This window comes from Arthrobacter sp. 7Tela_A1, assembly GCF_049311065.1.
Classification (GTDB): Bacteria; Actinomycetota; Actinomycetes; order Actinomycetales; family Micrococcaceae; genus Arthrobacter_B.
Genome location: NZ_JAXIOO010000002.1, coordinates 148,722 through 160,157 on the forward strand (window position 1 = coordinate 148,722; position 11,436 = coordinate 160,157).

Sequence of the window (11,436 nt, forward strand, 5' to 3'; positions counted from 1 at the left end):
GCGCGCGTCCTCATCCGTTTTGATCCACCCCCGTACGTAGGAGAACAGTGCCAGTTAAGGCAACGGACAAGTCGACCGGCAAGAAGAAGCTGGTAATTGTCGAGTCACCGGCCAAGGGCAAGACCATTGCCGGATACCTCGGTGAAGGCTTTGAGGTGACCGCCTCGATGGGTCATATCCGGGACCTTCCCCAGCCGTCTGACCTCCCGGCTGAGTTGAAGAAGTCCTCGCTGGGCAAGTTCGCCGTCGACCTCGAAAAGGACTTCGAGCCCTACTACGTGGTCTCCGCGGATAAAAAGAAGAAGGTCGCCGAGCTCAAGGCTGCCCTGAAGGACGCCGATGAGCTCTATCTCGCAACTGACGGTGACCGCGAAGGCGAGGCCATTGCCTGGCACCTGCTCCAGGTGCTCAAGCCAAAGGTTCCGGTGCACCGCCTGACCTTCCCCGAAATCACCAAGGAAGCCATCCAGCGCGCCCTGCTGGAGATGCGCGACGTCGACATCTCCATGGTCGATGCACAGGAAACCCGCCGCATCCTCGACCGCCTCTACGGGTACGAGATTTCTCCCGTGCTCTGGCGCAAGGTTGCCCGCGGACTCTCCGCCGGCCGTGTGCAGTCCGTCGCCACGCGGCTGGTGGTCGAGCGTGAACGCGAGCGCATGGCCTTCCGCTCCGCCTCCTACTGGGACCTGCTGGGCACTTTCGCTACGGCGTCCTCGGAAAGCTTCAAGGCACGCCTGACCTCGGTTGACGGTGCACGGATCGCGACCGGCAAGGACTTCACCGACCGCGGCGAACTCAAGTCCAAGAACGTCACGCACCTGGATGAAGCGGCCGCCGTTTCCCTGGCAGCCGGCCTCCAGAACGCGTCGTTCACCGTCCGGTCGCTGGAAACCAAGCCGTACACCCGCCGCCCGGCGGCGCCGTTCACCACCTCCACGCTGCAGCAGGAAGCCAGCCGCAAGCTGCGTTTCTCCTCCCGCGTGACCATGCAGGTGGCACAGCGGCTGTATGAAAACGGCTACATCACCTATATGCGTACCGATTCGCCGGCCCTTTCGGACCAGGCGATCAATGCTGCCCGCCGCCAGGCCTCAGAACTCTACGGGCCCGAGTACGTGCCGGAAGCCCGCCGCGTGTACAAGGGCAAGTCCAAGAACGCGCAGGAAGCCCACGAGGCCATCCGCCCCGCCGGAGACTCATTCCGCACCCCGGCGCAGGTGGCATCCTCGCTGCGCGGCGACGAATTCAAGCTGTACGAGCTGATCTGGAAGCGCACAGTGGCCTCCCAGATGGCTGATGCCAAGGGCTCGACTGCGTCAGTCAAGCTGGGCGCGGTGTCCGCGGACGGGCGCGACGCCGAGTTCTCGGCCAGCGGTACGGTCATCACCTTCCGTGGTTTCATGGCTGCCTACGAAGAAGGCCATGATGCTTCGCGCAACGAGGAGGACGGCAGCGACGATTCGCGCCTGCCGATCCTCAAGAAGGACGATCCGCTCAGCGCAGCCGACCTGGCTGCCGGCGGCCACGAAACGTCCCCGCCGCCGCGTTTCACCGAAGCTTCGCTGGTGAAGATGCTGGAAGAACTCGGCATCGGACGTCCTTCGACCTACGCAGCGACCATCTCCACCATCATGGACCGCGGGTACGTCACCACCCGCGGCCAGGCACTGGTTCCGAGCTGGATCGCGTTCTCCGTGGTGCGCCTGTTGGAGGAGCACTTCACGGATTACGTGGACTACGACTTCACCGCAGAAATGGAAGAGGACCTGGACCGCATTGCCCGCGGCGAAGCCGGCCGCGTGGAGTGGCTGAACCAGTTCTACTACGGCGACCGCGTTGAAACCGGCCTGCACACGATCGTGAACGACCTCGGCGAAATCGACGCGAGGGCCGTGAACTCGATCGAGATTGCTGACGGAATCGTGCTGCGCGTAGGCAAGTTCGGCCCGTACCTGGAGCGCCCGCTGCCTGCGGATGCACCGGAAGGCACCGAGCCGGACCGCGCCAACGTTCCCGAGGACCTGGCTCCGGATGAGCTGACCGCTGAGAAGGCGCTCGAGCTGATGAACAGCGCCGGACCCGAGGAACGCGTCCTGGGCGAAGACCCGGAAACCGGCCGCACGATTGTGGCACGCAACGGCCGCTACGGGCCCTACGTGATTGAACTGATCCCGGAGATTTCGGCCGAGGAACTGGCAAACCAGCCGGTGGAGTACTACAAGAACGGCAAGCCAAAGCCGCCGAAGAAGCCCGTCAAGGTCAAGCCGCGCACCGGCTCGCTCTTCAAGTCCATGAGCGTTGAAACGGTCACCCTGGAAGACGCCCTGAAGCTGATGCGCCTTCCGCGCGTGCTCGGGACAGATGCCGAGGGCAACGAGATCACGGTGCAGAACGGCCGGTTCGGGCCCTACCTCAAGAAGGGCACCGACTCCCGGTCGATCGGCTCCGAAGAGGAAATCTTCACCATCACGCTTGAGCAGGCCCTGGAAATCTACTCGCAGCCAAAGCAGCGCGGCGGACGTCAGGCAGCTGCCCCGCTGGCGGAGTTCGGTACCGATCCGGTGTCGGAGAAGCCCGTAGTCGTGAAGGACGGCCGGTTCGGGCCGTACATCACCGACGGTATTACCAACATCACGGTTCCGCGGTCCATGGCCATCGAGGAGCTGACCCGGGAACGGGCGCTGGAACTGCTGGCCGAGAAGCGCGAAAAGGGGCCGGCCAAGAAACCGGTCCGCAAGCGCGCCGCAGCGAAGAAGTAAGCACGTGCCCGTTGCCGTGCACGCCCTCCTGACCCCTCGCCGGGGCCGGGAGCGCGTGCGCGGCAACCGCGGCGCGATAATGGAACCATGCGTCTAGGCGTCCTGGATATCGGCTCAAATACCGTCCACCTGCTGCTGGTGGACGCGCATCCCGGTGCCCGGCCGGTTCCCTATGCCTCCCATAAACGGCCGCTGCAGCTGGTAACGCACCTGGACGACGACGGCGCGATCACGGCCGAAGGGCAGCGGCTCCTGGTGGAGTTCGTGCTGGAAGCACGGAACTTCGCCGCCCGGCACCGGGCCCAGGACCTGCTCGCCTTCAGCACCTCAGCCATACGGGAATCGGCAAACGGCCCGTTGGTGCTCGAGCACGTGGAGGAGCAGACCGGCGTCGCCCTGCGGGAGCTAAGCGGACGGCAGGAAGCCTCGATGACCTACCTGGCGGCCCGGCGCTGGTTCGGCTGGGGTGCAGGCAGCCTGCTGGACCTGGATATTGGGGGCGGGTCCTTCGAACTGGCGCAGGGACAGGACGAGCTGCCCGACGTCGCCGTGTCCGTCCCGCTGGGAGCCGGACGCCTCACCCGGGACTGGCTTCAGGGAGACCCGCCCACACCCCGCCGCGTGGCTGCCCTGCGGGCCTACATCAGGGACACAGTGGAGGATGCGGTGTTGGATTTCCTCCCGTACGGAACACCCCATGTGGCGACAGGAACCTCGAAGACTTTCCGCTCACTGGCCCGCGTCTGCGGTGCGGCCCCCTCAGCCGCCGGCCCCTACGCCAAGCGGAAGCTGCGCCGAAGCGACCTCTCCCAGCTTGTCCTCCGGCTGTCCGGGATGACCGCTGCGGAGATTTCCCGGCTGGACGGCGTCTCGGTGCTGAGGGCTCCCCAGCTGCTGGCCGGAGCCCTGGTCGCGGAGGCCGCCATGGAAGCGTTTGACCTCAAGTCCCTGCGCATCTGCCCGTGGGCGCTGCGCGAGGGACTGATCCTGCAGCGGTTCGACACGCTGCGTTTCGATACCCCGGGCCCGCTGCCGGCCGGGCCTGAAACATACCCGCAGGAACCGGCCGGGGCGCTGGTCCTGGCTGCCGCCGGTGAATCGAACAGAAGTGCGAGCACAACATGACCCTAACCTCACCCAAGCCCGTCCAACCCGCCTCCAACCTGCCGAGCATCCCGGTGGCGCTGTCCAGTTCTTCGGTCTATCCGCTCTCCGTCCATGACACTTTTGCGGTGGCGCATGACCTCGGATACGACGGGGTGGAGGTGATGGTCACGGGCAGCCAGATCAGCCGGAACCCGGAGACCCTGAAGAACCTGATCGAGCGGTACCGGATGCCGGTGCTCGCGATCCATGCTCCCACCCTCCTGCTGACACAGCAGGTCTGGGGCAAAGCATGGACCAAGATCGAGCTTTCCGCTGCGATGGCCGCCGAAGTCGGGGCGAGCGTCGTGGTGGCGCACCCGCCGTTCCGCTGGCAGACCGGCTATGCCGGAAACTTTGCTGAAGGCGTGCGGCACATTGCCGAGCAGTACGGCGTCACCATTGCAGTGGAGAACATGTATCCGTGGCGGGTCCGCGGCCGGGAAGCCAAAGCGTACCTGCCCCATTGGAACCCGCTTCCGGAACCCTACGAGCACGTGACCTGGGACTTCTCCCATGCGGCGATCGCGGGAATGGACTCCTACGAAGAGATCCGCAGGCTGGGGACCCGGCTGAGCCATGTCCACCTCACCGACGGAACACCCAACGGCAAGGATGAGCACCTGCTCCCCGGGGAAGGAACACAGCGCTGCGCGGAGGCCCTGCAGTACCTCTCAGAAACGGGGTACACGGGGACCGTGGCCATTGAAGTCAGCACCCGCAAGGCCAAGGAGCCCGGAGAACGGGAAGAAATGCTGCGCCAGACACTGGAGTTCGCCCGCGTGAACCTGAACCAGGTCCTGGACGAATAACGGCCGGTAACAGGCCGGAAGCCGGCGGTTAAACGAGTGGGTGCCGACGACTGCAACGGGACGGTTGGGGGGAACATCCACGAATCGCCGGCACCACAGGGCCGGAAAACCGGCCCTTCATCACTCGCACCTCCAAGAGGCAGTATCAACAGTAAGCACCAACGATGTGCAGGACCATTGAGGAAGCTGGATGTTTGCTCCGAATGCCGTGTTCGGGGCGGCGGGAAGGGCATGAAAGAATCGGGCCATGCCCACTTCTCCCCGAATCACTTTCCTCGGCTGCGGCTCCATGAACGAAGCCATCCTCGGCGGCATCCTCGCCGGGGGCTTCCCCAAGGACCGGGTGACGGCCACCGTCCGCAGGTCCGAACGGGCCGCTGAGCTGCGTGTTCGCCACGGGATCACCGTCTTGGCAGGCTCGGAGGACGCTGCCGCGAACCGGAGCGCCGCGGCGGAAGCTGACGTGCTGATCGTCGGCGTCAAACCCGCAGGCGTGCGTGCCATGCTCACCGAGGTGGGGCCGGTGCTCAAGTCCGGCGCCGTCGTCGTGAGCGTTGCTGCCGCGGTGCCGCTGGACCTGATGGAAGCCGCCCTCCCGGCCGGGGCCCAGGTCATCCGCACCATGCCCAACACTCCGGCCAAGCTGGGCCGGGGCGTGACCGCACTGTCTGCCGGAACTGCTGCTGCGCCGGCGTCCGTGGACCTGGTGAGCTCGCTCCTTGCGGGAACCGGGCGCGTCGTCCAGGTGCCCGAAGAGCAGATCAACGCTGTGGGTTCAGTCAGCGGCTCCGGACCCGCCTACGCCTTTTACCTTGCCGAAGCCATGGCGAAGGCCGGAGCGGAACTGGGGCTCGATCCGGAACTGGCAGCCGTGCTCGCCGCCGAAACCCTGGCCGGCGCCGGTGCCATGCTGGCCCAACCCGGAGCCGACGCCGCGGCCCTCCGCAGGGCCGTGACCAGCCCCAACGGGACCACGGAAGCGGCTATCGGAGTCTTCGCGGACCGGGACCTGCCGGGCATCATTGCCGCCGGCATGGCCGCGGCTGCCGACCGCTCTGCGGAAATCACCGGTGAGCTGAACGCCGCTCCCTAGCGGATTCAGCCCGCTACGGGCGCGAGGCGAACCGTTCCAGCAGGTCCACGTGGCCGGAAACGATGAGCACGTCCCGGCTGGAGACCCGGGTATCCGCCTGGGCGTACGTGAAATCCTCGCCCGGCGACTTCACTCCGACGATGGTCACTCCGTACTTGGACCGCACGTTGGATTCGCGCAGGGTGAACCCCTGGGTTTCCTTGGGCGGGTACATCTTGACGATCGCGAAGTCGTCGTCGAACTCGATGAAGTCCAGCATCCGGCCGCCCACCAGGTGTGCGGCCCGCTGGCCCGCGTCGGCTTCCGGATAGATCACGTGGTTGGCACCGATCCGGGTCAGGATCTTGCCGTGGGCGGGTGTGATCGCCTTGACCCAGAGGTGCTCGATGCCCAAGTCCACCAGGTTCACCGTGATCAGCACGCTGGACTCGATCGAAGTGCCCACGCCCACGACGGCGGCGGAGAAGTCCTGCGCACCCAGCTGCTTCAGCGCATCAATGTTGGTCGCGTCCGCCTGGACCACGTGTGTGAGCTTTCCCGAGGCCTTCTGCACGAGGTCCGGGTCCCGCTCGATCGCCAGGACTTCACGGCCCTGCTTCACCAGTTGCTCGGCGGTGGCGGAGCCGAAGCGTCCCAGCCCGATGACCAGGACGGGGGCGTTGTGCGGTGGTCTCTCAGCCAATGATGGGCCTTTCTTCGGGGTAGTGGTACAGCGGCTTGCGTTGCCGCAGCGCCAGGGCAGCGGCCAGGGTGATCGTCCCAACGCGTCCGGCGAACATCAGGCCGGCCAGGATGTACTTGCCCGACGGCGGCAGCTCAGGACTGAGCCCAATGCTCAGGCCCACGGTAGCGAAGGCAGAGATCACTTCGAACAGTACCGGCTGCAGGGTTTCGTCCGTGACCAGCAGCAGGCCGATGGTAGCCGCCGCCACCATGGTTGCACCCAGGATCACCACGGAAATGGCCACGCGCAGGGCACCGGCCGGAATGTTCCGTCCGAAGGCCCGGACGTCCGTGTCGCCGCGTGCTTCGGCAACGATGGCGAGGAAGATCACGGCAATGGTGGTCACCTTGATGCCGCCGGCCGTCGAGGCAGAGCCGCCGCCGGCAAACATCAGCATGTCCGTGATGAGCAGGGTGGAGGCGTCCTGGTCCGCCATGTCCACCAGGCTGAAGCCGCCCGAACGCATCATCACGGAGGCGAACAGGGCGTGCAGGATCTTTTCTCCCACGCCCATCCCGGCAATGGTGCGCTGGTTGAACCATTCGAAAACCGCCCAGAGCAGCGTGCCGGCAACCAGCAGGACCAGTGACACCAGCACCGTGAGCTTGGTGTGCAGGTTCCACGCCCTGGAGCGCAGCCGGCTCTGCAGCAGGACCATGATGACCGGGAAGCCCAGACTCCCGATGAAGACGCCGATCATGATCGGCACCAGGACCCACAGGTCATGTTCATACGGCACCAAGCCGTCCGAGTGCGGTGTGAACCCGGCGTTGTTGAACGAGGAGACGGCATAAAAGACGGCGTGCCAGATGGCCTGGCCCGGTGACTCGCCCAGGATCATGAACCGGGGTGCCAGCACGGCGGCCAGCACCAGTTCAATCAGCACCGTGGTGCTGACAACAATCCGCAGCAGGTTGCCGACCTCGCCCAGGCGTCCGGTGTTCATGCCTTCCTGGGCAATCAGCTTGCCGCGCAGGCCCAGGCGCCGGTTCACGGCCAGTGCCAGCAGCGAAGCCATGGTCAGGATGCCCAGGCCGCCCACCTGGATGGCCACCAGGATGAGCACCTGGCCAAACGCGGACCAGTGGGTTGCCGTGGATACCACGGTCAACCCGGTGACGCAGACCGCCGAAACAGCCGTGAACAATGCATCATGCAGTGCGGTGGCCTGCCCCGAGGAGGAGGCCAGGGGCAGGGCCAGCAGGGCCGTAAACAGCAGGATGACAAGGGAAAAGACGATCAGTGCCAGCCGCGCCGGGGATGAGTTTGCCACGGTGTCTATGAAGTCCCGCGCTGCAACCACCAAGCCGAGGGGACGGCGCAGGTTGGTCTGCCGCGTCAGCTGAGGATCGGAAGCCATGGGTAGAAAAGTCCAGTTCTGTGCGCGGTGGTCCTGAATAGGTAGTAAACCACTTAACCCGGCAACCGTCGTTGCGGGACGCGTGGGCCTCATCGCGTAGCCTGTGAGCATGACCACTTCCGGGCTGAGCCTCCCCGCGATTCCAACACGCATCGTGTGGGACGAGTCCTTGCTGGGCTACAACTTTGGGCCCAACCATCCCATGAGTCCGCTCCGCCTGGACCTCACTGCCCGGCTCGCGAAGGAACTGGGAATCTTCGACCTGCCGCAGGTGAGCCTGGCCGAGTCGTTCGTCGCAAGCGATTCCCAGCTGACCAGGGTGCATCTGCCCGAATACGTTGCCGCCGTGCGGGATGTCAGCAGCAATCCAGGGCAGGCAAATGAACCGCTGGGACTGGGCACGGAAGACGACCCGGCTTTCGAGGGCATGCACGAAGCGAGTGCCCGGCTCTTTGGCGGGTCACTGGCAGCCGCTGAGGCAGTGCTGTCCGGCGAAGCGCTGCACGCAGTGAACTTCAGCGGGGGAATGCACCACGCCGCGGCCGGCAAGGCGTCCGGGTTCTGCATCTACAACGACGCCGCTGCCGCCGTCGACCGTTTCCTTGCGGCGGGCTACACCCGCGTCCTCTACATCGACGTAGACGCCCACCACGGCGACGGCACGCAGTCGATCTTCTGGAACGACCCGCGCGTCATGACCATCTCCCTGCACGAGACGGGGCTCTCGCTCTTCCCGGGCACGGGATTCGCCAACGAAGCCGGGGGACCGGATGCGCCGGGCACGGCGGTGAACGTGGCGCTGCCGCCGGGCACCTCGGACGCCGGCTGGCTCCGGGCCTTCCACGCCGTCGTCCCGCAGCTCACCGGCGCCTTTGAGCCCCAGGTGATCATCAGCCAGCACGGCTGCGACGGACACCGGGACGACCCGCTGTCCAACCTGCGCCTTTCCGTGGACACCCAGCGGCAGGCAGCGCTGAGCATTTCCGGGCTGGCCGACCAGTTCAGCGAGGGCCGCTGGGTGGCCACCGGCGGCGGAGGCTACAACGTCGCCAGCGTGGTTCCGCGCTCTTGGGCCCTGCTGCTGGCGGTCGCTGCGAACCAGCGAATGCCCGTGACGACGCCGGTTCCGGCCGCGTGGCGCGACTACGTCCGGGAACGGCACGGCATAGATACCCCGAAGGCGATGGGCGACGGCGTGGACATGTGGTGGCGGTCCTGGGAAGTCGGCTACGACCCCAATGACGACATTGACCGGACGGTCATGGCCACGCGCAAGGAGATCTTCCCGCTGCACGGGCTGGACCCCTGGTTCGACTAGGCCGCTGCACGTCCCGGGGAAGGGAAGGCTGCCGGCGGGAAACGCCGCCGGGGATATGTACCGCTAAGGTAATGCCTATGGTCATTGACGATGTATTCGCTGTCATCGCGGAAGGGACCCGGCGGGAGATCCTCGGGGCCCTCCGCGGCGGGGACAAATCCGTTGGAACGCTGGTTGAAGAACTGGAGGTCAGCCAGCCCACGGTGTCGAAGCACCTGAAGGTCCTGCGCGAGGCCGGTCTGGTCACCATGCGCGCTGACGGCCAGCGCCGCTACTACGGGCTGAAGACGGCTCCCCTCGATGAAGTAGTACTATGGCTAAGCGCATTTGATCTGCCATCACTTACCGCCGCCCAGCCCACCACTCCGCGTCTGGCCGGCGTCGCCGCCGGACTGGAGACAGCCGAAACACGCGGCGGCCGGTCCCTGTTCGCCGGACGCCCGGCGTCCGACCCCGGCCGGCAAACCGCAGCCGCTGCCGCGGCCGCGCAGCTGCCGCCGGGGGCCGCCGAGCACCTTTCGGCATCCGACGCCAGCGTCCAGCAGCAGCTTGGCCGCACCGTCGGCCGCGCCGCGGAACGCGCCGCTGATCTGCTGGGTTCACTGCCCAAGTTCCGCCGCCGTCGCCCCTAGACGGCATCCCGCACCGGTCCTGGATCGCGCACAGGCACCAATCGGTCTAGCGTATTAAGCGGGAGGGGATCACCAAAGGAGCAACACATGGACGCAACTCTTACCCGCGTGCGCGACGAAGTATTCCGCCGCAATCCCGGCGAAACCGAATTCCACCAGGCGGTGGTAGAAGTCTTCGACTCCCTTGAACCGGTGCTGCGCAAGCATCCCGAGTTCGGCGAAGCCGCCATCCTGCAGCGCATCTGCGAACCGGAGCGCCAGATAATCTTCCGGGTCCCGTGGGTCGACGACTCCGGACATGTGCGGATCAACCGCGGCTTCCGCGTTGAATTCAATTCAGCGCTGGGCCCGTACAAAGGCGGACTGCGCTTCCACCCGTCCGTCTATCTGGGCATCGTCAAGTTCCTCGGCTTCGAGCAGATCTTCAAGAACGCACTGACCGGCATGCCCATCGGCGGCGGCAAGGGCGGCTCCGACTTCGATCCCCGGGGAAAGTCCGACGCCGAAGTCATGCGGTTTTGCCAGTCCTTCATGACCGAGCTGTACCGCCACATCGGGGAGTACACTGACGTCCCCGCAGGCGACATCGGGGTGGGCGGCCGCGAGATCGGGTACCTGTTTGGACAGTACAAGCGCATTACCAACCGTTACGAGTCCGGCGTCCTCACCGGCAAGGGAGTGAGCTGGGGCGGGTCCCTGGTCCGCCCCGAAGCGACCGGCTACGGAGCGGTGATGTTCGTCGAGGAGATGCTCAAGACACGCAACCTCAGCCTGGACGGCCAGCGGGTCATCGTCTCGGGCTCCGGGAACGTGGCCATCAACGCCGTCGCGAAGGCACAGGAGCTGGGCGGCAAGGTCATTGCCTGCTCGGACTCCGGCGGCTACGTCGTGGACGAAGCGGGCATCGATGTTCCGCTGCTGCGCCAGATCAAGGAGCATGAACGCGGCCGCATTTCGGAGTACGCGGCGCGCAGGGGCAGCGGAGTCTCCTACGTAGCCGGCGGGTCCGTCTGGGACGCCGGTGCGAACGTCGCCCTTCCGTGCGCCACCCAAAACGAGTTGGGCGAACAAGACGCCGTCTCGCTGGTCAAATCCGGTGTGGTCGCCGTAGCCGAGGGCGCGAACATGCCGTGCACTCCCAAGGCGATCGAGGTGTTCCAGGAAGCGAACGTCCTCTTCGGCCCCGGCAAGGCTGCCAACGCCGGCGGCGTGGCCACGTCGGCGCTGGAAATGCAGCAGAATGCCAGCCGTGATGCCTGGTCCTTTGAACACACCGAACAGCGGCTGAGCCAGATCATGGTGAACATCCATGACCGGTGTGCCGAAACGGCGGAACATTACGGGTCTCCCGGCAACTACGTCGTGGGCGCCAACATCGGCGGCTTCGTCAAGGTCGCCGACGCGATGCTGGCGCTCGGCGTCATCTAGTCAACCGCGCCGCGTCCAGCCCGGGGGCCCCGCTGAGCGGGCTGTAGGCCGAGAGCAGCCTGACATGCTCCGGGCTGAGGTCGGCGATGCGGTCCACCCCCATGAGCGCCAGCGTGCGGGCGGCCTGGGCGGAGAGGATCTCGATGGTCCTGTCCACCCCGGCC

Annotated in this window: 9 protein-coding genes; 7 read left to right on the forward strand and 2 right to left on the reverse strand. The window is 65.9% G+C overall.

Annotated elements, in window-relative coordinates; all coding sequences use genetic code 11:
• The first annotated feature begins 47 nt into the window (after positions 1 to 47).
• The 4 genes from topA (at position 48) to proC (ending at position 5,810) form a co-directional block, all read left to right on the forward strand.
• Positions 48 to 2,762 carry a type I DNA topoisomerase gene (gene topA / locus TVB01_RS01600; RefSeq protein ID WP_422453585.1) on the forward strand — a complete coding sequence of 905 codons (2,715 nt, stop codon included), beginning with the start codon at positions 48 to 50 and terminating at the stop codon, positions 2,760 to 2,762.
• Positions 2,763 to 2,849: 87 nt separating this feature from the next.
• Positions 2,850 to 3,887, forward strand: a complete 1,038-nt coding sequence (locus TVB01_RS01605) for a Ppx/GppA family phosphatase (RefSeq protein ID WP_422453586.1) — start codon at positions 2,850 to 2,852, stop codon at positions 3,885 to 3,887.
• Positions 3,884 to 4,717, forward strand: a complete 834-nt coding sequence (locus TVB01_RS01610) for a sugar phosphate isomerase/epimerase family protein (RefSeq protein WP_422453587.1) — start codon at positions 3,884 to 3,886, stop codon at positions 4,715 to 4,717. The genes TVB01_RS01605 and TVB01_RS01610 overlap by 4 nt, the downstream gene beginning before the upstream one ends.
• A gap of 247 nt (positions 4,718 to 4,964) precedes the next feature.
• On the forward strand, positions 4,965 to 5,810 hold the full coding sequence (gene proC / locus TVB01_RS01615; RefSeq protein WP_422453589.1) for a pyrroline-5-carboxylate reductase: 846 nt from the start codon (positions 4,965 to 4,967) through the stop codon (positions 5,808 to 5,810).
• 13 nt (positions 5,811 to 5,823) lie between these two features.
• Here the strand turns inward: proC and TVB01_RS01620 are convergent, their stop codons facing one another.
• On the reverse strand, positions 5,824 to 6,492 hold the full coding sequence (locus TVB01_RS01620) for a potassium channel family protein (protein ID WP_227894094.1): 669 nt from the start codon (positions 6,490 to 6,492) through the stop codon (positions 5,824 to 5,826).
• Positions 6,485 to 7,894 (reverse strand): TrkH family potassium uptake protein, encoded by a 1,410-nt coding sequence (locus TVB01_RS01625; protein ID WP_422453590.1) that lies wholly within the window; start codon positions 7,892 to 7,894, stop codon positions 6,485 to 6,487. Before TVB01_RS01625 ends, TVB01_RS01620 begins: the two co-directional genes overlap by 8 nt.
• A 109-nt stretch (positions 7,895 to 8,003) precedes the next feature.
• Between TVB01_RS01625 and TVB01_RS01630 the strand changes: the two genes are divergently transcribed.
• From TVB01_RS01630 to gdhA, 3 genes are all read left to right on the forward strand, one after another.
• On the forward strand, positions 8,004 to 9,212 hold the full coding sequence (locus tag TVB01_RS01630) for an acetoin utilization protein AcuC (RefSeq protein ID WP_422453592.1): 1,209 nt from the start codon (positions 8,004 to 8,006) through the stop codon (positions 9,210 to 9,212).
• A gap of 77 nt (positions 9,213 to 9,289) precedes the next feature.
• Entirely contained in the window at positions 9,290 to 9,844 is a 555-nt protein-coding gene (locus tag TVB01_RS01635) for an ArsR/SmtB family transcription factor (protein WP_422453594.1), read from the forward strand.
• An 87-nt stretch (positions 9,845 to 9,931) separates the two neighbouring features.
• A complete protein-coding gene (gdhA, locus tag TVB01_RS01640) occupies positions 9,932 to 11,272 on the forward strand; it encodes an NADP-specific glutamate dehydrogenase (RefSeq protein WP_422453596.1) in 1,341 nt (446 codons plus the stop codon).
• The last annotated feature ends 164 nt before the right edge of the window (positions 11,273 to 11,436 follow it).

Bases quoted from the DNA above. Each gene is read 5' to 3' on its own strand.
- TVB01_RS01605 (WP_422453586.1), top strand. From the start codon at position 2,850: ATGCGTCTAGGCGTCCTGGATATCGGCTCAAATACCGTCCACCTGCTG.
- TVB01_RS01635 (WP_422453594.1), top strand. From the start codon at position 9,290: ATGGTCATTGACGATGTATTCGCTGTCATCGCGGAAGGGACCCGGCGG.
- proC (WP_422453589.1), top strand. From the start codon at position 4,965: ATGCCCACTTCTCCCCGAATCACTTTCCTCGGCTGCGGCTCCATGAAC.
- TVB01_RS01610 (WP_422453587.1), top strand. From the start codon at position 3,884: ATGACCCTAACCTCACCCAAGCCCGTCCAACCCGCCTCCAACCTGCCG.
- TVB01_RS01625 (WP_422453590.1), bottom strand. From the start codon at position 7,894: ATGGCTTCCGATCCTCAGCTGACGCGGCAGACCAACCTGCGCCGTCCC.
- gdhA (WP_422453596.1), top strand. From the start codon at position 9,932: ATGGACGCAACTCTTACCCGCGTGCGCGACGAAGTATTCCGCCGCAAT.
- TVB01_RS01630 (WP_422453592.1), top strand. From the start codon at position 8,004: ATGACCACTTCCGGGCTGAGCCTCCCCGCGATTCCAACACGCATCGTG.